Annotated in this window: 18 protein-coding genes; 12 read left to right on the top strand and 6 right to left on the bottom strand. The window is 59.5% G+C overall.

What is annotated here, in order from left to right:
• The first annotated feature begins 7 nt into the window (after nt 1-7).
• Both EM858_RS00680 and EM858_RS00675 read left to right on the top strand, forming a co-directional pair.
• Nucleotides 8-1,018, top strand: a complete 1,011-nt coding sequence (locus EM858_RS00680) for a 2-hydroxyacid dehydrogenase (protein WP_127755485.1) — start codon at nt 8-10, stop codon at nt 1,016-1,018.
• A gap of 135 nt (nt 1,019-1,153) precedes the next feature.
• Nucleotides 1,154-1,906, top strand: a complete 753-nt coding sequence (locus EM858_RS00675) for a FadR/GntR family transcriptional regulator (RefSeq protein ID WP_127755484.1) — start codon at nt 1,154-1,156, stop codon at nt 1,904-1,906.
• A 55-nt stretch (nt 1,907-1,961) separates the two neighbouring features.
• Here EM858_RS00675 and EM858_RS00670 read toward each other — a convergent pair whose 3' ends face one another.
• Together EM858_RS00670 and EM858_RS00665 are read right to left on the bottom strand one after the other, a co-directional pair.
• Nucleotides 1,962-2,759: a carbohydrate-binding protein gene (locus EM858_RS00670; protein WP_127755483.1), complete on the bottom strand. Its 798-nt coding sequence runs from the start codon at nt 2,757-2,759 to the stop codon at nt 1,962-1,964.
• A 10-nt stretch (nt 2,760-2,769) separates the two neighbouring features.
• Nucleotides 2,770-4,557, bottom strand: a complete 1,788-nt coding sequence (locus EM858_RS00665) for a heparinase II/III family protein (RefSeq protein WP_127755482.1) — start codon at nt 4,555-4,557, stop codon at nt 2,770-2,772.
• Between the two features lie 226 nt (nt 4,558-4,783).
• On the opposite strand from EM858_RS00665, the gene EM858_RS00660 reads away from it, so the two are divergent.
• From EM858_RS00660 to EM858_RS00620, 9 genes are all read left to right on the top strand, one after another.
• Nucleotides 4,784-5,734 carry a sugar ABC transporter permease gene (locus EM858_RS00660; RefSeq protein WP_127755481.1) on the top strand — a complete coding sequence of 317 codons (951 nt, stop codon included), beginning with the start codon at nt 4,784-4,786 and terminating at the stop codon, nt 5,732-5,734.
• A 3-nt stretch (nt 5,735-5,737) separates the two neighbouring features.
• The gene (locus EM858_RS00655; protein WP_127755480.1) at nt 5,738-6,574 is read left to right on the top strand and encodes a carbohydrate ABC transporter permease; all 837 of its coding nucleotides are present in this window, start codon (nt 5,738-5,740) and stop codon (nt 6,572-6,574) included.
• A 4-nt stretch (nt 6,575-6,578) separates the two neighbouring features.
• Entirely contained in the window at nt 6,579-7,751 is a 1,173-nt protein-coding gene (locus EM858_RS00650) for a glycoside hydrolase family 88 protein (protein ID WP_127755479.1), read from the top strand.
• A gap of 13 nt (nt 7,752-7,764) precedes the next feature.
• Nucleotides 7,765-8,874 (top strand): sn-glycerol-3-phosphate ABC transporter ATP-binding protein UgpC, encoded by a 1,110-nt coding sequence (gene ugpC, locus EM858_RS00645; RefSeq protein WP_127755478.1) that lies wholly within the window; start codon nt 7,765-7,767, stop codon nt 8,872-8,874.
• Nucleotides 8,875-8,893: 19 nt separating this feature from the next.
• Complete coding sequence (locus tag EM858_RS00640) at nt 8,894-9,598, top strand: DUF624 domain-containing protein (protein ID WP_127755477.1); 705 nt, start codon at nt 8,894-8,896, stop codon at nt 9,596-9,598.
• 108 nt (nt 9,599-9,706) lie between these two features.
• Nucleotides 9,707-10,927, top strand: coding sequence for a sugar ABC transporter substrate-binding protein (locus EM858_RS00635; RefSeq protein WP_236774779.1), 1,221 nt, complete (start codon nt 9,707-9,709; stop codon nt 10,925-10,927).
• A gap of 70 nt (nt 10,928-10,997) precedes the next feature.
• A complete protein-coding gene (locus tag EM858_RS00630) occupies nt 10,998-12,863 on the top strand; it encodes a DUF2264 domain-containing protein (RefSeq protein ID WP_127755476.1) in 1,866 nt (621 codons plus the stop codon).
• Nucleotides 12,864-12,868: 5 nt separating this feature from the next.
• Nucleotides 12,869-14,536 carry an acyltransferase gene (locus tag EM858_RS00625; RefSeq protein ID WP_127755475.1) on the top strand — a complete coding sequence of 556 codons (1,668 nt, stop codon included), beginning with the start codon at nt 12,869-12,871 and terminating at the stop codon, nt 14,534-14,536.
• Between the two features lie 50 nt (nt 14,537-14,586).
• Nucleotides 14,587-15,732, top strand: a complete 1,146-nt coding sequence (locus tag EM858_RS00620) for an alpha-hydroxy acid oxidase (protein ID WP_003519654.1) — start codon at nt 14,587-14,589, stop codon at nt 15,730-15,732.
• 39 nt (nt 15,733-15,771) lie between these two features.
• On the opposite strand, the gene EM858_RS00615 is transcribed toward EM858_RS00620, so the two are convergent.
• Nucleotides 15,772-16,116 carry a hypothetical protein gene (locus tag EM858_RS00615; RefSeq protein WP_127755474.1) on the bottom strand — a complete coding sequence of 115 codons (345 nt, stop codon included), beginning with the start codon at nt 16,114-16,116 and terminating at the stop codon, nt 15,772-15,774.
• A 234-nt stretch (nt 16,117-16,350) separates the two neighbouring features.
• Between EM858_RS00615 and EM858_RS00610 the strand changes: the two genes are divergently transcribed.
• Nucleotides 16,351-17,292 (top strand): helix-turn-helix domain-containing GNAT family N-acetyltransferase, encoded by a 942-nt coding sequence (locus tag EM858_RS00610; RefSeq protein ID WP_205649536.1) that lies wholly within the window; start codon nt 16,351-16,353, stop codon nt 17,290-17,292.
• A 73-nt stretch (nt 17,293-17,365) separates the two neighbouring features.
• Here EM858_RS00610 and EM858_RS00605 read toward each other — a convergent pair whose 3' ends face one another.
• The 3 genes from EM858_RS00605 to EM858_RS00595 form a co-directional block, all read right to left on the bottom strand.
• A complete protein-coding gene (locus tag EM858_RS00605; protein ID WP_127755473.1) occupies nt 17,366-18,397 on the bottom strand; it encodes an L-idonate 5-dehydrogenase in 1,032 nt (343 codons plus the stop codon).
• 65 nt (nt 18,398-18,462) lie between these two features.
• On the bottom strand, nt 18,463-19,137 hold the full coding sequence (locus tag EM858_RS00600; RefSeq protein WP_003505993.1) for a 4-carboxy-4-hydroxy-2-oxoadipate aldolase/oxaloacetate decarboxylase: 675 nt from the start codon (nt 19,135-19,137) through the stop codon (nt 18,463-18,465).
• Between the two features lie 94 nt (nt 19,138-19,231).
• Nucleotides 19,232-20,068 carry an ABC transporter substrate-binding protein gene (locus EM858_RS00595; RefSeq protein WP_127755472.1) on the bottom strand — a complete coding sequence of 279 codons (837 nt, stop codon included), beginning with the start codon at nt 20,066-20,068 and terminating at the stop codon, nt 19,232-19,234.
• Between the last annotated feature and the right edge of the window lie 20 nt (nt 20,069-20,088).

The following is a 20,088-nucleotide window of genomic DNA, read 5'->3' as shown; positions in this document are numbered from 1 at the left end:
GAAACAGATGCGGATCGTGGTCTACAGCGCCAAGCCCTATGACAGGCAGTTCCTTGACGCTGCCGCCCACGCTGGCATGCGGATGCAATATTGCGAAGCATGCCTGTCTCTCGAGACAGTGGCGCTGGCGGAGGGAGCGGCGGCGATCTGCGCCTTCGTTAATGACGACCTGTCGCGGCCGGTGCTTGAAAAGCTGGCGGAAATGGGTATTCGGCTCATCGCCCTGCGCTGCGCCGGTTTCAATCAGGTCGATCTCGCCGCGGCCGAAAAGCTCGGCCTGACCGTTGCGCGCGTGGTGGCCTATTCACCCTATGCGGTTGCAGAACATACCATGGCGCTCATCCTGTCGCTCAACCGCAAGATCCATCGCGCCTATAACCGTGTCCGCGAAGGAAACTTCGCTCTCGATGGTCTTCTCGGCTTCGACCTTCACGGCAAGACGGTCGGCATTGTCGGCACGGGTAAGATCGGGGCGATTTTCGCACGCATTGCGGCCGGCTTCGGCTGCCGTCTCGTCGGCCATGACGTCCGGCCAAATCCGGATTGCGAAGCACTGGGCATGGTCTACGTCACGCGCGAGGAACTGTTTCGAACATCGGACATTCTGGCGCTGATGTGCCCGCTCACACCGGAGACCCGTCACCTCATTCGCCAGGAGACGCTGCCTCTTCTGAAAAAGGGCGTGATGCTCGTCAATACCAGCCGCGGCGCCATCATCGACACGCAGGCCGCGATTGCGGGTCTGAAAGACGGCAACATCGGCAGTCTCGGCATCGATGTCTATGAAGAAGAGGCCGATCTCTTTTTCGAGGATCTTTCCAACGACGTGCTGCGCGACGATGTTTTCGCGCGGCTGCTGACCTTCCCCAATGTTCTGGTCACCGGCCATCAGGGCTTCTTCACGCAGGAGGCCCTCAGGAACATCGCGGACACCACGATCGGCAATATCGAAAGCTTTTTCGATACCGGAAAGGCGCTGCATGCGGTTTCCACCCAGCAGTTTGCCGGCCCGGCCTAGTGTCTCCGGGACGATTTTTAATACCATTCCGCGCGTCCTTTATATGAAAGCGGGTAAAATTGGTATGATCATTGAGTTTTACTGAAATTCATCATACATATTTGACAGGCTCTATGCCTGCCTCGATTTCAATGCATGGTGACCGACGTGCCTGAACAGCAAAAACAGCGCAGCAAATCCTCCGGTTCTCTGGTCAGCAGAGTTAGCCTCAGCCTGAGAAACGCGATTGCCTCCGGGCAATATGGACCCGGCGACCGCCTGCCCAGCGAAATCGAAATGACGGAAACCCATGGCGTCAGCCGCACCGTGGTGCGCGAGGCGGTGACGGCGCTACGCTGCGACGGGCTGGTGGAGGTTCGTCAGGGTGCCGGCATCTTCGTGCTGAAACGGGAAAAGGAGGCGTCGCAGACACCCGGTATCGACCGCGCCCGGCTCTCTTCCGATCTGGAGGTGCTGGAAATCAGGACGCCGCTCGAAATCGAAGCGGCAGGGCTCGCCGCCCTCCGTCGTTCGCCATCGCAGGAGGAAGCGATTTTCGACTGTCACGCCCGGCTTCTGCAATGTATTGAGGAGAACCGCTCCATTCGCGAGGCGGATCTGGCGCTGCATCTGGCCATTGCGGCCGCCACCAACAATCCGCTTTTCACACAGTTCCTCGAGCTGCACGGTCAGGCCGTGATTCCACAATCGCGCGTGGTTTCCGAAACCGGCGAGAACGACCAGACAGCTTACCGGCGATTGATCCACAAGGAACATGAAGCCATCGTCATCGCCATATCGGACCGGAACGAACAGGCCGCGAAGCTGGCGATGCAGGCGCATCTGCGCGGCAGCCAGCACCGCTACCGCGACATGATGCGGGACCTGCGCGGCATCGCGCACAGCTAAAGGGTTTTCAGTAAAACCGGGTTGTAGCTCTGTGCCCGAAAGGGGCGATCAGGAGCTACGGCGCTTCCCGCAGATCCGCTCCCCAGACCTCGATTTGCGTCAGCGCGGGAAAGGGCGAAGGGTCGTCCGCCTTTTTAAGATCATGCAGACGAATCCATTCCACCTGGCGCGGCGCGACCGGGAAGGTTTGGGCCGCGCCGGTTTTTTGCAGGGAAAAGCTCGCGCTTTCGCCGTCGGAAAAAGTGACGCTCGCTTTTTCCCACCAGGCATCGTGGGGGAAGTCCGCCCGCAGGTAAAAAGTCAGCTGGTCGATGAGGACCGCGCGGCCAAATACAAGCGTCAGCGAAGCTTCTGGATCGCGGTTGATGCCCCAGCTTGTATAGGGCCAGAAGCCGTGGCCCGCGCTCGCTTTTTCGCCATCGATGACATTGCGGGCTGCGAAGGCCGCCTCCCCGCGCGTTTCCGTGCTCGCATAAACATGCGGAAACAGCGAGGTGTTTTCATGATCGTCAAACGGGTTGAGGGCCAGATTCCTGCGAACTCCGATTTCACCGGCAAGTGTGCGGCGCGCGGCGATCCGGTGAAGGTTACCGCTGAAAGCCTGCGGCGGATAGGATTTGCGTTTCGCCGCGGAAGGAACGGGCAGGATGAACTCGTTTCCGTGCAGGAAAACCAGCGTCGGCGGCATGCCGGCGTCAAGCGCAAGCCAGATATGACCGGGCTGCGAAACCTCAACGACGAGCCTGTCGCCCTCGCAATATTCTGCGCGATAGACGAGCAAAGCTTCGTCCTCCGCTCCGGCTTCCGCCAGAACATCACCCAGCGCATTGACGACCTTGAGTGTAAGTTTCATCGGCACTTCCTTAACTGATCGTCAGGCACAGACGCTGGGCTGCGATGGGGATGAGAATGCGATAGATCACCGGCGGCCAGGACTGGCGAAGGCGGGCATCGTCGATTGTTATGGCTTCGATGGCGGGTTCTCCTGCACCTTCGCAGGCTATCTCTCCCAGCCCCGCAAAGATCAGCCGACCCGGCGTGACAATGGGCTTTTCGGCAGCCATCAGCGACAGAACCGCCTCCTGCCCGCCCTGATAGTCGTCAACGATTTCCACATGGCTGCCACGCAGCAGTCGGACGCGGCGGCGATAGTGCTCAACACGCGCCACAGGGGGATAGGCCCCGGCTATATCGAAAGAGACTTCCGCCTGCTCTTCAGAGAATTCTGTCACAAAATCTCTCGCCGCAAACTCTGCCCCGGCAGCCTGCATGATCCCGCCGAAAGTCGGCAGATTGTGAAAGGCCGATTGCATCGTCCAGATCTCGTAGCGCTGCGGCGAGAAGGTTTTTGCGGTGTAGGTCTCCACCCCGACATCGATGATGAACGGGCGGCCGTTCTTATAAAGCGTGAAACTGCCGACATCGTTGTGGTTATGGCTCTCGCCATTATTGCCCGCCTTCACGGCAAGATCGAAGACCCCGTCGCGGGCAATCGCCAGACCGATACCTGGATAGGCGATATCGGTCTTTGCCGGTTGCGCCGGAACAGGCCCGGACAATTCCGGGACGGCAAGCACCGCCTGGACCCGATACCAGAGGTTCCACTCCTTGCACATCAGCCGGTCCGAGGAGCGGTTCCAGCAGGCGGCAGCGAAAGCCTGGAGTGGCGGCGAAGAAACGGCCTTGCCGAAAAGATATTCCCGCACGCCGGATGTCTCAACCTTCGCCGGCGCATCGGCGAAGTTGATGAACCGGTCTTCCGCTACGTGCATGTTGAGAATGAATTCGGCCATGCTGCGCAGCTTCGGCGCATGAAAGAGCGGCGCCATGGAGCCGGGCGCGGAGGCTTCGAGAATGCTCATCGCTCCGAACAGGCAAAGTGCCGCGTGGCCATAATAAAGAACGCCCTCTTCGCAGGCGCCGTCTTCCGCATAATCCTTCTGAAACGCATCGAGACTCTTGAGCGCCTTTTCCACGACCGAACGTCTCGTCGACTGGTCTGTGGGCAATAGCAGGGTCGAGAGAAGGACGTTCTGAGTGATCCAGGCCGTCCAGTTGTTCATCCGCTCGTCGCCATTTCCCACCCACCAGAAATGCCGGGCGAGATAGGGCTTTGTAGTGCGCCTGTCGATCTCGGCGCGGACGCGGGAAACAAGGTTTGCATTTGCCCTTTCCAGTTCCGGTGCCAGCAAATACAGGCACAAAGCGAGGTTGGCGCCCGTTTCGGCGGCGAACAGGTCGATCACCGGGTTTTGCGGATCGGGCAGAGGATCTCGCGGGCCGCCGCGAATATGGGAATTATGGGCGGGCAATTGCCAGCCGCTCTCCTCGCATATCAGCCAAAGACCATCGATGATGGCATCGAGAAAGCGGCCCTGCCCCTCGGCGCATTCTCCAAGAACCAGCGCGTTCAGCTTCAGTCGTCGGGAAAAATAAAGCGCCTCGAAACGATCGCGATTGCCGGTGCGGCTATATTCCCGGTAGTCGCCCGCCAGAATGACGGACCAGGGCTCGTCAAGCGTCTGTTCCGCCGCCTCGATGAGACTACGGGAAACCGCGCCCGGTGCTGAAGACCGAATTTTCTGTGCCGTCAGTTCCGCGCCGAAATCGGCGAACCGTTCCGGCAGGAGCCGCATCATTTCGACAAACACGCCCTCAAACCTCCCGCGCGTTCCGCAATCCGATATGGGCCTCCTATCATACGTATTTTTGAAAAACCAGAAAATTTGTCTGACTTTATGCAAAGTTGTTTGACCAATATCGATATTATGTTATCCAGAGCGCGGGAGGCGGCAGGGCGAAGACCCGGACCGCAATGGAAAATGCAGGCAGCCGACACCGACGAAACAGTGAAGCGGCGTCAATGGGAGATATGCTGTGGCAATCGCAACCGCGACCATGTCCGACAAGCAGGCGACTCCGTATCGCAGAAAAAAACTCCGCATCGTCTCCAAACGGCGGCGCAGAATAGAAAATGCGCTCGTCGCCTATTCCTTCATTGCGCCCAATTTTCTCGGCTTTGCGATTTTCACGCTCGGACCAATCCTCTTCGCCTTTGCGCTGGCCTTCATGCATTGGGATGGCTCCAATGCCATGCGTTTTGCCGGTCTCGATAATTTCTGGCGACTTTTCGAGGACAGGGCCTTCATCGCGGCCTTCTGGAACACGGTCATCTACACCGTCGCGTCGGTGCCGGCCACGCTTGCCTGCGCGCTCGGCCTTGCGATCCTGCTCAACCAGAAAATCCTCGGCCGCAATTTCTTTCGCACGGCCATGTTCTTTCCCTATGTCGCATCGCTGGTTGCCGTGGCCGTCGTCTGGAACATGATTTTCAATCCGGAGATGGGTCCGGTCAACATGCTGCTCTATACGTTCGGCCTCGATCCCGCCGACATGCCGGGATGGGCGGCGGACCGACACTGGGCCATGGTCACGGTCATTCTCTTCGGCGTGTGGAAGAGCATGGGTTATTACATGGTCATCTATCTCGCCGGACTGCAGGGCATCAATTCGGAGCTTTATGAAGCAGCAGGGCTGGATGGCGCCAATGCCTGGCAGAAATTCATCCACGTTACCCTGCCGCAGCTTGCGCCGACGACCTTTTTCGTGACCGTCATGCTGACGATCCAGTCCTTCAAGGTTTTCGATCAGGTCTATATGATCACGCAGGGCGGCCCCGGCACTTCGACGCTGGTTCTCGTCTATCACATCTACAATGAGGCCTTCATCTCCTGGGATCTCGGCTATTCCAGCATGATCGCCCTCGTCCTGTTCTTCCTCGTCTCGCTGGTCACCGTCGTCCAGTTCAAACGGCAGCGGGAGGATTGATCCATGCGCATCATGGGCCGCCAAATCCCCGCCGCCAAAATCAGCATCTATCTGACGGTGATCGTCGTCACCATCGTCATGCTTCTGCCCTTCGCATGGATGCTGTCGGCGTCGCTGAAACTCAGCCGCGACGTCTTCGCGTTTCCGATCGAGTGGATACCCTCGCAGCCGCGCTGGGAAAACTACGTGGAAATCTGGACGAAAATCCCTCTGGCCCTATTCATCTACAACACGTCGAAGCTGACGATCATCGTCACCTTGCTGCAATTGCTGACCTCAAGCTTTGCGGCCTACGCCTTCGCCAAGCTGCATTTTCCCTACAAGAACACGCTGTTTCTCGGCTATATCGCCACCATCGCCATGCCCTGGCAGGTCTATATGGTGCCGCAGTTTCTGCTGATGCGCGAATTCGGGCTCAACAACACCCATCTCGCCCTGATTTTCCTGCAGGCCTTCACCGCCTTCGGCGTTTTCCTGATGCGGCAGTTCTACATGTCGATCCCGAACGAGCTTTGCGAGGCGGCGCGCATCGACGGCATGAACGAATACCAGATCTGGGCGAAGATCATGCTGCCGCTTTCCAAACCGGCGCTTTCCACCTTGACGATTTTCACCTTCGTCACGACCTGGAACGACTTCATGGGTCCGATGATCTATCTCACCAAGACCGAGCTGAAGACCATCCAGATCGGCCTGCGCATGTTCATTTCGCAATATTCGGCGGAATACGGATTGATCATGGCCGCCTCGGTCGTGGCGCTTGTCCCGGTTCTCGTCGTTTTCCTGGCATTGCAGCGCTTCTTCGTCGAAGGCGTCGCCTCCACCGGCCTCAAGGGTTGATTTCATGCTCGATTTGACCACGTCCCTCCCAACCCCGATCACAGACGCCGAAATCGATGCGGCGCTGGCCGTGGCCGTCGCGCAGGTCAGGCGCAACCTGCCGCAATTTACCTATGCGGCGCAGAACCATTCGAGCGTGAATAACTTTTACCCGGCAGTCGCCAACGACCAATGGACCGCCGGTTTCTGGCCGGGCCAGATATGGCTCGCCTTCGAGCACACCGGCGACAGGACCTTTCAGCATGCGGCGCAAATTCAGGTACAGAGTTTCCTGCACCGTATCGAAAACCGCATCGAGACCGATCACCACGATATGGGCTTCCTCTATTCGCCCTCCTGCATCGCCGCATGGAAACTGGTGGGCGATGAGGATGGAAGACGCGCGGCGCTGATGGCGGCGGACCAGTTGATGGAGCGGTTCCAGCCGGTCGGGCAATTCATCCAGGCCTGGGGCCGCAGGGATAATCCCAACGAATATCGTTATATCATCGACTGCCTTTTGAACCTGCCGCTGCTTTATTGGGCGAGCCGCGAAACAGGCCGGGAAGACTACCGCACCGTGGCGCTTGCCCATGCCCGCACCACGCTTGCCCATTCCGTCCGGCCGGACGATTCCACCTATCATACATTTTACATGGACCCGCAGACCGGTGCGCCGGTGCGCGGCGTCACGAAGCAGGGTTACAGCGATGAGAGCTACTGGGCCCGAGGACAGGCCTGGGGCATTGCCGGCATGGCCATTTCCTATCGATACGAGCGCCTGCCCGCCTATCGCGACACCTTTGAACGGCTTCTCGCCTTCTATCTCAAACGCCTGCCCGACGATCTCGTACCCTATTGGGACCTGATTTTTGCGGATGGCGATGGCGAACCGCGCGACAGCTCGGCGGCGGCCATCGTCGCCTGTGGCCTCCTGGAAATGGCGGAGCTGGAGACGCCGGAAAAGGCGGCGGAATATCGCGATCTGGCAAGGCGCATGGTGAAAAGCCTCGCCGATATCTATTCGGTTCGCGATCCCGCGATCTCCAACGGGCAGCTTCTGCACGGCACCTATTCCAAGAAGACGCCCCATAATACCTGCCGGGGCGAAGGCGTCGACGAGTGCGTCTCCTGGGGCGATTATTATTATCTGGAAGCGCTGATCCGGCTTTCGCGCAACTGGTCTTCCTATTGGTGAGCGCGAGGAACAGATGGCTAGCATTTCCCTGAAAAAACTCAACAAGACCTTCGGCGCGCTCAAGGTGGTTCACGATATCGATCTGGATATTGCCGACAAGGAATTCATCATTCTGGTCGGCCCTTCCGGATGCGGAAAATCCACGACGCTCAGGATGATCGCCGGGCTGGAGGAAATCTCCGGCGGCGAGTTGCGCATTGGCGAGGACGTGATGAACGATGTCCCCTCGAAGGATCGCGACATCGCCATGGTGTTCCAGAATTATGCGCTTTACCCGCATATGACGGTCTACAAGAACATGGCCTTCGGTCTGGAACTCAGAAAGGCGCCGCGCGACCTCATCGACACCAAGGTCAAGGATGCGGCGAAAATTCTCGACATCACCCATCTCTTGAACCGCAAGCCGAAAGCGCTCTCCGGCGGCCAGCGCCAGCGTGTCGCGCTCGGCCGGGCCATGGTGCGCAATCCGGAAGTCTTCCTGCTCGATGAGCCGCTTTCCAATCTCGACGCCAAGCTGCGCGGCACCATGCGTTCAGAAATCTCCAAGCTGCACAAGCGGCTGGACGCCACCTTCATTTACGTCACCCACGATCAGGTGGAAGCCATGACCATGGCGGACCGCATCGTGGTGATGAAGGACGGGCATATCCAGCAGGTGGATACGCCGCAAAATCTCTACGACCGGCCGATCAACATGTTCGTTGCGGGTTTCATCGGCGCGCCGCAGATGAACATGCTGCCAGTCACGCTGCGCCGCGACGGCGACCGCTTCGTCGCCCTGTTCGACGGCAATCCGCTGCCTCTACCAGCTGATATCGATGCCGGGCGGCTGCGATCTTACGAGGGAAAGGACATCGTCCTCGGCATCCGCCCGGAAAATTTCCACGAATTCGCCCCGGCGGATATCGATGCCGCCAATGTCGCACCCTTCCGGGCGACGGTGGAACTGGCGGAGCCGATGGGATCGGAAGTGCATCTCAACCTTGTCTCCGGCGGCAGAAACCTCGTCGCACGCGTCTCACCGCGTTTCAGGGCGAAGATCGGCGATCCCGTCGAACTGGTGGCCGATCTGACAAATGCACAGCTTTTCGATCCCGCCACCGAGCGATCGATCCTTTATTGAGGCGACGGGGAGAAACGCGATGCAATGGCTGGAAGGGTTATGGACGAAGGAAGGGGCCGGGATCGACAAGAACGCCCCGCCGCTGACCGGCCTTGCCCTGTTCCTCAATATCATCAAGCGCGAATGGTGGGAGATGGTGAAGCTCAACCTCCTCTTCATCATCGCCAGCCTGCCGGTGGTGACGATGCCGGCGGCGATGCTGGCCATGGCCCGTGTCTCTGTTTCCTTCGCAAATGACGAGAATACCTACCTGCTGCGCGACTTTCTCGAGGCCTTGCGGAAATTCGCCCTGCGCGGCACCGCGCTTGTGCTTTTAAGCGCGCTGCTGGTGAGCGCCGGTGCTTATGCGACTGTCAGCTATGCCGGGGCCGCCCGGCTTCAGCTCGCCTATAGCCTGCCTTTTGCGATCAGCCTGGCGGTCACGCTGTTTCTCATCCTCCTCAGCGCCTATGCCAGTGTTATTCTGGCCAGGCGGGACTTGCCGCTTTCGGAAACCCTGCGGCAGGCGGCGTTTCTGGCGCTCACCAGGCCATTGCCGATGCTTGCGGCGCTGGGTTTCGTCGCAGCGCTTTGGCTCGCGCATATCCTATTTTATCCGGTGTCGGTGTTCATGCCGGCCACCATCAATTTTTCGCTCGGCATGTTCGCCCTCTGTTTCGCAGCGAAAAACGCTGCTGCGAAAACACGCGCGCGGATACCCGAACCGGCGGGGAGCGGCACTTAAGGCAGACCAGAATCAAAACGACATCAGTCAGGGAAGGAGAAACGGGCTATGGAGTTTAAGACAACCAGACGTGCATTCGCTCTCGCAACCGCCGGTCTCGGCATTGCCATGGGCATGGGAGGAACGGCGTTCGCTGCGGGAGATGCGCCCGTTACGCTAAAATGGGCGCTGTGGGATCTGGACAAGGGCGCTTATTTCAAGCCCTTGATGGAGGCCTACAAGCAGAAGCATCCGAATGTGACGTTCGAAGTGGTGGACCTCGGCTCGCAGGACTATACGCAGATGATATCCACGCAGCTGACCGGCGGCTCCAAGGATATCGACGTCGTCACCATCAAGGATGTGCCCGGCTACGCCAATCTGGTACGCGCCGGCAACATCACCGATCTCAGCGGCTTCATCAAGGACCAGAAAATCGAGACGGCCCCCTATGGCGGCCTGATCGAGGAGCTGACCATCGACGGCAAGATTTACGCTTTGCCGTTCCGCTCGGATTTCTGGGTGGTCTATTACAACAAGGATATTTTCGACAAGGCCGGCGTGCCTTACCCCACCAACGACATGAGCTGGGCGCAGTTCGATGAAATCGCCGGCAAGCTGAAAGGCGGCATGGGCGCCAACCGCACCTATGGCGCGTTGCTGCACACCTGGCGTTCGACGGTGCAGCTGCCCGGCATTCAGGACGGCAAGCACACGCTGGTGGACGGCAATTATGAATTCCTGAAACCCTGGTATGAGCGTGCACTTGCCCTGCAGAAAAGCGGCGCGATACCGTCCTACGCCTCGCTGAAAACCTCGAACACCCATTATTCCGCGCTGTTCTTCAATGGAACGATCGGCATGTTGCCCATGGGCACATGGTTTGTCGGCACCCAGATCGCCAAGGTGAAATCCGGCGAGTCGAAAAGCGTAAACTGGGGTATCGTGAAATTCCCCCATCCGGATGGTGTGGCGGCGGGCGCGACGGCCGCGCAGATTGCCGGATTGTCGGTCAATGCCAATTCCGGCCACAAGGAAGCGGCGCTGGACTTCATCCACTTCGTGACCGGGCCTGAGGGTGCGGCGATCATCGCCTCCACCGGCACTTTCCCTGCGCTCAGAACCGATGATGTGGCCGAGAAGATCGCGGCGCTGCCGGGCTTCCCGCAGGACCAGAACAGCAAGGATGCGCTGCAGGCGGGCAAAGCCTATCTGGAAATGGCGGTCAACCCGAATGCGGCCAAGATCGAAGTCGTCCTGAACCGCGTGCATGATGCGCTGATGACCGACAATATCTCCATCGATGACGGCATCAGGGACATGAATGACGGCGTCAAGGCCATCAAATAATTGCCACAGGGCCGCGGGCCGGAAGCCTGCGGCCCTTTCCTTTGATCATGAATTCCGGACATTCGTAACCGTGCCTCACGAGACCGCCACAGCCAATCCGCTCTTTCACAATCCGCTTCTCGGCAGGGACGATCTCGCAAAGGCGGTGATCGATCTCTTCAACCCGCTGCTTGCCTGTTTTTCACCGGGCGGCGCGCGTGTGCGGCTTGGAGCAACGGGGGCAATTTTCGATTTTCCTGCGGCGGAACTGGAGGGTTTTGCCCGGCCATTATGGGGCATCGTTCCGTTGGCCGCCGGCGGTTATGACTTTCCGCACTGGGATATCTACCGGCGCGGGCTGGCCAATGGCACCAATCCGGCCCACCCGGAATATTGGGGTGACACGGCTGATCGGCACCAGCGGCTGGTCGAACTGGCGGCGATAGGATTTGCGCTCGCCATGGTTCCCGAACATATCTGGGAGCCGCTTGCCGAAACGGACAGGCAGGCTGTCGCCGCCTATCTTCTCGCCGCCCGCGAGCGGGAATTCGTCGACAATAACTGGAAATTCTTCCGTGTTCTGATCGATCTCGGGCTGGAGCGGGTCGGCGTGGAATTCGACCGGACCAAAACCCAAACCTATCTCGATGAACTCGAGGCTTTCGATATCGGCAACGGCTGGTATCGCGACGGGCCGGTGCGCCGGGTCGACCATTATATTCCCTTCGCCATGCATTTTTACGGCCTGATCTATACGGTGCTGGCAAAAGGTGACGACACGCGAAAAACACGCTTGCTCGAACGCTCGCGCATTTTCACCCGTGACATACGCCACTGGTTCGGGCCCGACGGGGCGTCGCTCGCCTTCGGGCGCAGCCAGACCTACCGTTTTGCGGCGGGCGGTTTCTGGGGCGCTCTTGCCTTTTCCGGTCTGGAGGCGCTGCCGTGGCCGGAGATCAAGGGCTATTACATGCGCCATATCCGCTGGTGGTCGAAGCGGCCGATCGCGGACCGCGACGGCGTCCTGTCGGTCGGATATGGCTACCCAAATCTTCTGATGAGCGAAAGCTACAATTCTCCCTGCTCGCCCTATTGGGCGCTCAAATTTTTCCTGCCGCTGGCGCTGCCCGCCGATCACCCGTTCTGGACTGCGGAAGAGGCCGAACCGCAGGAATTTGCCGAACCGGTTCCCTTGGCGGAGCCCGGCATGGTGGCCTTTCATACGCCGGGCAATATCGTTGTCCTTTCCTCCGGGCAGCAACACGACAGGATGCGCGGCGCGCAGGAAAAATATTCGAAATTCGTCTATTCCACCCGTTACGCCTTCAATGTCGAGGCGGATGACCGGCATTTCGCCGCCGCGAGTTTCGACGGCATGCTCGGCCTTTCCGACGATGGAGTGCACTTCCGCACCCGCGCGACAATGGAAGAAGCGTTGATCGCCAAAGACTGCCTCTATTCCCGCTGGCGGCCATGGGCGGATGTCGAGATCGAGACCTGGCTCGTGCCGCAAAACCCCTGGCACATAAGGCTGCACCGCATCCGCACCCCTCGCCCGCTGCAGACATCAGAAGGCGGATTTGCCATAGAACGCGCCGATTTCAACCACGACCGCACCGAGGCGAGTGAAGGTCGCGCCGTCTGTTACGGACAGACTGACACCAGCCTCATCGCCGATCTTTCGGCTGGCATTCAGCGAGAAGGCTTGTGCCATCAGGCAATCGCCAATACCAACCTCATTCACGCCAGAACCCTTGTTCCGCAATTGCGCGGCACCGTCGCCTCCGGCGAAACGCTGCTGGTGACGGCGGCCATGGCACTGCCGGCCGGTAGAGAAGCAGGCGCCGCATTGGGTGTCTTTCCCGAAAGTCCCGATCTCCCGAGGCTGGAAGAGATGTTCAGGCGGGAGGGGCGACGCGTTCCCGCCTATGCTCTCGATGAAAACCGCGCAGGCTGACGGAGATGGCAGACGAAGTATCGAGCTTTCCCCAAAGGTCGGATCGGCTGAACATCCTGACCTGGGAGCGGAAGCAGGAGGATATCGACAGCTCCGACCATCAGGCGCGGCTGCGTGGCCTCGAGCGTTCTGCCAACGCCGTTTTCGGGCAGGGCGTGTACATTGCCGACAAGGCGGAGGTGCATACCGACAGGCTATTGATGGGTGCGCAGTCGTGGATCGCCGGTTACGCAATCGTGCGCGGCGATATCGAACTCGGCGAAAATGTCTCGATCAACCCCTATGCCTGTCTTTCCGGTAAGGTGACAATCGGCAATGGCGTACGCATCGCCTCACATGTCAGCATCGTCGGCTTCAACCATGGCTTCGACGACATTGAAACTCCGATCCATCGCCAGCCGCTGACCTCGCTCGGGATAGAGATCGGCGACGACGTCTGGATCGGCGCCAATGCGGTTGTGCTGGATGGCGTGAAGATAGGGCGCGGCGCAATTATTGCCGCAGGCGCGGTGGTGGCGAAGGACATTCCCGCCATGGCCATTGCAGGCGGCGTTCCCGCCCGGGTTCTGCGATATCGCGGGGAAAAAGCGGCCGCGCCGAAGCTGACAAAGCCCGATGGCCTGCTGCAAGAACTCGGCAAGGAGATTACCGACGACTGGCTTGCCGCGATCCGCTCCTATGGCGAGGATGGCATCTATCGTTCCGCCGATGCATCCGGAGATGAGGTCGAAAGCGTCAGGCATCTGTGCGATGCCATCGAGATCGCGGGAGCCTTCGGACAGGAAAAGATCGCTTTCGATGCCGGAAAAACCGTGGCCAGTCTTCAGGCCCTGCAGGATCAGGAAACGGGGCTGTTTCTTAACCGTCACCGCCGCACCTCAACGCCTCCCGAGAAGGACCCTGCCGTCCTCTATAATATTCTGGCTGTCGGATATGCGCTTGAATGTTTCGGTGCTGCGCCGAAACAGCCGATCGCTTTCGTGGAGCGTCTGCGCACCGACGAACTCATCCTCCTGCTGGAAGAATTGCCGTGGCAAAGCCGGGCATGGCATTGCGGCGCCACCATAGACGCCATCGCCACCGCGCTTTATTTCAACAGGCGCTATTTCACATCCGGCGACAACCTCACCGTTCTCTTCGGCTGGCTGGCGATGAATGTGGATAAAACCTCCGGGCTTTGGGGTGAGCCGACTGCCGCACAGGGCCTGCTGCAACCAGTCAACGGTTTTTACCGGCTTACCCGCGGCTCTTACGCACAGTTCGGCCTGCCCCTTCCCCATCCGGAAGCAGCAATTAACTCCGTTATCGCCAATTATCGTGCCTATGGCGGTTTCCATGGCGCGGATTTTAATGCCTGCAACCTGCTCGATACGATCCATCCGCTTCTTCTGTGCCTGAAACAGACGGATCACCGGCAGGACGAGGCGAAGGAAATCGCCCGCGAAATTCTGCACCGAAATGAGGGACGCTGGCAAAGGAACAGGGGATTTGCCTTCGCGGAGGGACATCCGGCCGGGCTGCAGGGCACGGAAATGTGGATGTCCGTTCTCTGGCTTGCAGCGAAGCTTCTCGATGCGGAACATTTCCTGCCGTTCCGACCTCGCGGCATCCACCGCTTCGAGCCTGCGGAAATCGTCCGTGGCCTGATTGCCCGCTCTCCATCTCCGGTATAGGTTTCCGACACTCTTTTGAAAGCTTTCAAACCGGACCGGTCGAGTAAAAGATGCAACTCAAAGACTGCTATAATTTCCACGATTTTCGCCGCATGGCCAAACAGCGTCTGCCCGGACCGATCTTCAACTACATAGACGGCGCAGCCGATGACGAGGTGACGTATCGGCGAAACACGGCCGCCTTCGAAAAATGCGATCTCGTTCCCGATGTGCTGCGGGGCGTAGCGGACGTGGATATGTCGGTCACCGTCATGGGGCAGAAGCTGTCCATGCCGGTCTATTGTTCGCCGACGGCGCTGCAACGCCTCTTCCACCATCAGGGGGAGCGGGCGGTTGCGGCAGCGGCGGGGAAATACGGCACGATGTTCGGCGTCTCCTCGCTCGGCACCACGAGCCTTGAAGAAGCGCGCCGGATCAGCGGCGGCCCGCAGGTCTATCAGTTCTATTTCCACAAGGACCGCGGCCTCAACCGCGATATGATGGCGCGCGCCAAGAGCGCCGGTGTCGAGACGATGATGCTGACGGTGGACAGTATTACCGGCGGCAACCGCGAGCGCGACAAGCGCACCGGCTTCGCCATTCCGTTCAAGCTCAATCTTTCCGGCATCGCGCAATTCGCCATCAAGCCGGCCTGGGGCATCAATTACCTGACGCATGAGCGCTTCAGCCTGCCGCAGCTCGACGATCACATTAAAATGGACGGCGGCGCTCTTTCCATCAGCCGCTATTTCACCGACATGCTCGACCCTTCGATGAACTGGGACGACGTGGCGCAGATGGTGCGCGAATGGGGCGGGCCGTTCTGCCTAAAAGGCATCATGTCGGTGGATGACGCCAGACGCGCCGTGGAGATCGGCTGCAGCGGCATCGTGCTTTCCAATCACGGCGGCCGCCAGCTGGATGGCTCCCGCAGCGCCTTCGATCAACTGGCCGAGATCGTCGATGCGGTCGGCGACCGGATCGACGTGATGATGGATGGCGGCGTGCAGCGCGGCACCCATGTTCTGAAAGCACTGTCCCTCGGTGCAAAAGCCGTGGGGCTCGGCCGCTATTACCTTTTCCCCCTTGCCGCTGCCGGGCAGCCGGGCGTCGAACGGGCGCTCGAGCTGATGCGCATCGAAATCGAGCGCGGCATGAAGCTGATGGGCTGCACCTCCGTCGATCAGCTCACACGCCGGAACCTTCGGTTCCGTTGAACAAGCGGGACGTTAGAGAAGAACTGCGGCGGAGCGCGGTCACAACCGACTACTGAAATCGCATGCCATTTCAGCCGCGTTTCGCCGCTGTTCCTGAAGCGCCATGCCGATGTTCCAGACGAGCGCCAGACAAACAAGTCCGCAAAAACAGGCTGAAATCAGCGAGCGATGGCGCTTGGCTCCGGAGAGAAACATCCAGCCGATAATTGCATAGACTGCAAGCGCTGGCACCGCCGCAATCAGAACGGATATGGGGCCATCGCAATCGACGGCCTCGACGCCGATGGCGCGATACTCATTCGGAATTGCTACCAGACCGAGGACGGCCACGGGAAACATGGCGGCTAAAACCGCGTAGCGGAAAAATCGGGGCGTGTCGGGCATGCCTGCTCCATAGCCGGATAATCAACAGCCGCAACGGCGCAGGTAAAGTCCCGCCGTGCGATCTCAGCGAATATCCATCTTGCCGATAACATCGGTTTAGCCGCCATTGTTGGCGACCGGAAGAGCAGATTGCCCGCTTTTGCTGAGAAAGCCAGCCTTTTACGTCGGGAGCAATCTTGGCAAGTCAGGCGGAATATGATTATGGTTGCACGATGCAACCATAATGGATTGAACGTGTCCCAACAGCCCTTCCCCATAAACGATATCCGTTCCACCTCCCGCCGGCTCGTCCGCGAACTCGGCTTCATGGGGGGAGACTTTGCCGGCACCGATCTGCCGCCTTCCGCCGTGCATGCCCTGATCGAGATCGAAGCATGCCCCGACATCACGGCGCGAGATCTGGGAAAACTTCTGCGACTTGAAAAATCGAGTGTCAGCCGCATGCTGCGCAAGCTCGTCCTGTCGGGCGATGTTCGCGAAGAAACGGATGAAGGAGACAGTCGCATCAAGCGGCTGCGTCTTACGGGTCAGGGACAAGAACAGGTGGGTGCCATCCATGGCTTTGCGAACCGGCAGGTCTCCGGCGCCCTGACGCAGCTTACGTCGGCGGATGCTCACACGATCCTCCAGGGGCTTCGTCTTTACGCCGATGCGCTGGGAGACAGGACCGATACAGTTGCTCCCTCCATAGAGATCCTGGAGGGATACAGGCCCGGCATCATTGCCCGGATCACGCAGATGCATGCGCTATACTACGCCCGGACATCCGGCTTTGGCCAGCGTTTCGAATCCGTCGTGGCCGAGGGCCTCGCCGCTTTTTGCAACCGGCTCGAACGCCCGAAGAATGCGATCTGGGTCGCGATGCGCGGACAGGAGATCATCGGCTCCGTTGCTATCGATGGCGAAGATCTCGGAGGGGATATTGCGCATCTGCGCTGGTTCATCGTTGATGACGGGGTGCGCGGTGGCGGTGTCGGGCGCAGACTGCTGGCGACCGCGCTGGCATTCGTCGATGAAAAAGGTTTTGCCGAAACCCACCTCTGGACATTCAACGGCCTCTTGGCCGCACGACACCTTTACGAAGCCCATGGCTTCACATGCGTCGAGGAACATCCGGGCAGCCAGTGGGGAAGCGAGGTTCTGGAACAGCGGTTTGTCCGGTCACGGCCCGAATGATCTTTCAACCACGTATAAACGGCCGCAATCGGAATCCTCCTGCGGCCGTTTCGAAATCAGGTACCGGCACCCGTTAAAAGGCGAGTTGAACCTTCATCGACCTGCTTCGGTCGCCGGCGGTTTCGAATGCCGTGACAACCTCCTCCAGCGGAAAGGTTCCAGTCAGCAGGGGCTTCAGGTCGACGCGGCGCTGGTTGATGAAATCGACGGCAAGTCCGAATTCCTCATGGAACCGGAACGTGCCCTTCATCTCGATTTCCTTGGCGACCACCATATTCTGCGGAATGGACACATCGCCACCAAGACCGAGCTGAACCACCGTGGAGCGCGGTTTCAGCGCTTCGAGACCCGAACGGACGGCTCTTTCATTGCCGGACGCCTCGAACTGAACGTCGAAATAACCCTTGTTTGCCGAATAAGCGGAGAGCGCATCCGGGTCATCGGCGACATTGATGACACGGTCGGCGCCAATGGCGAGCGCCTTTTGCAGAACCGCATCCATGACATCGGTTGCGACGATTTCCCGGGCGCCATGGGCGCGGGCGGCGATGATGGCGACTGCGCCGATCGGCCCACAGCCGGTGACCAGAACGCGCTTGTCGGTCAATGCGCCAGCGCGGTTGACGCCATGCAGCGTTACCGCGAAAGGTTCGGCCATGGCCGCTTCATGAATGGAGATGCCATCCCGCACCTTGTGGCACTGATATGCCTCGGCGACGAGACGCTGACGGAATGCGCCCTGAATATGCGGCATGGGCATGGCGGAGCCATAAAAGCGCATGTTCAGGCATTGGTTCTGCTGGCCTTTCAGGCAGAATTCGCAATGGTTGCAGGGCCGGCTCGGCGATACGGCAACGCGGTCGCCGACGGCGAGACCGGAAACACCCTCTCCCAAAGCCTTGATGGTGCCGGCCACCTCATGGCCGAGGATCATCGGCTCCCGCACGCGCACGGTGCCGAAACCGCCGTGATTGTAATAATGCAGGTCGGAGCCGCAGATGCCACCCGCTTCGATAGCGACCTCGACCTGCCCCGGACCGGGCTGCTCGGTCTCCCGTTCCTCGATCCTCAGATCTTTCGCCGCGTGGATGACAACCGCTTTCATAGTCTCTCCTCCCATAAGGCTCACACGGCGGCAGTCGCCGCCGCTGCCCATTGTCCGGACCTGTCTCAGATATCGACCACGAGGCCCTTGGCTTTCAGCACAGCCTCGAGCTTGCTGACCTCGATCACCGACTTGCCCTGCTTGTAAGCTTCGATGTAACCGGCCTCGGCATCTTCGCGGGCCTGCGAAAGCTTCGCCGCTTCCTGCGCTTCGTCGCGTCGGACGACGACAAGACCGTCGGCATCACCGACGATGATATCGCCCGGATTGATGATTTCGCCACCGACGATCACCTGATCGTTGACCGCGGCAATGGTCTCCTTGACCGTGCCCTTGATGCAGACGCTGAGCGAAAAGACGGGAAAGCCGAGGTCACGCAGCTGCAGCGTGTCGCGCACGCCGGTATCGGTCACCAGACCGCCGATGCCTTTTGCGAGGCAGGCATTGGCGAGCACATCGCCGAAGGAACCCGCTTCTTCATATTCGCCGGCGGAAACGACGATGATGTCACCCGGCTTGGCATAGTTGATGGCAAGCTGCAGCATGATGTTGTCGCGCGGCGCGCATTTGACCGTGAAGGCCGGGCCGCAGAGCTTCATGCGATAATCGACCGGCTTCAGCCGCGAAGATAATGCGCCACGACGCCCCTGCGCCTCATGGATCGTCGCAGGAGAGAATTTGGCAAGGGCCTCGACATCGGCCTTGGCCGGACGCTGCGCGATATCTTTAATGTGGATCATGAAAACCTCCCACGTTGAAACCGTCGGCGAGAACGTCTCGCCGACCGGTGATGGTGTTGAATGGATGGAATGATGACTGAAGCTGAGCCGAAGCTCAGGGGATCGGGTCGAACTTCAGTTCGGACAGAGGCACGACCTTGTCGGTGCGCGTCATCTTGTATTCGGTGTTCGGGCCAAGCCACTTGTCCCAGATGCGATTGATCTCACCATCCGCATCGAGCTTGCGGAGAATTTCGTTGATCTTCGCGGTCAGCGCCGGATTGTCCTTGGCCATGCCAATGCCGATGGGTTGGAAGAGCATCGGCTCTTCGATCATCCGCATCTGCTTGCCCTTGGTCTTGGATTCATTGACGAACTTGGTCATCGTCATGGTGTTGCCGACGATGCCGCGCGCCTTGCCCTGCTGAACGGCAAGATAGGCGGACGCCGTATCCTGGAACGTCAGCGGCTCGGACTTGTTGAGCTTGACGGAGAGTTCCGATGTCGAGCCCTTGCTGGACGCGATGCGCTGGCCGACAAAATCGGACTTCTTGGTGCCGGGGTCATCAACCGGAACGATCAGCATTTCCTTAGCCAGGTAATAAGGGTCACTGAACTGGATCTGTTCTGCACGGCTTTGGGTATAGGCAAGGTTGGCGACCGAGAGATCGACGCGGCCGAGCTTGACTTCCGGGACGCGCGCTTCGACCGACACCGGCTTGACCTCGGCCTTGACGCCAAGTTCCTTGGCGATTGCGCCGCACAGATCGACATCGAAGCCGGCCATTTCGCGCGTCTTCGGGTCCGGCGAGGCGAAAGGCGGCACATCGGCGAATGTCGCGCAACGCAGCGTTTTGTTCGCAATGATCGTGTCGAGCTGGTCGGCCTTGGCCGGAATGACTGCAGCCGAGGTTGCCAATGCGGCGGTAAGAGTAATGCACTTCCAGTTCATTTCAGTTCTCCCGTTATTAT

Origin of the sequence: Agrobacterium sp. CNPSo 2736, assembly GCF_004005385.1 — a bacterium.
GTDB classification, from domain to species: Bacteria; Pseudomonadota; Alphaproteobacteria; order Rhizobiales; family Rhizobiaceae; genus Agrobacterium; species Agrobacterium leguminum.
This window is presented reverse-complemented; position numbering and strand designations above follow the sequence as displayed.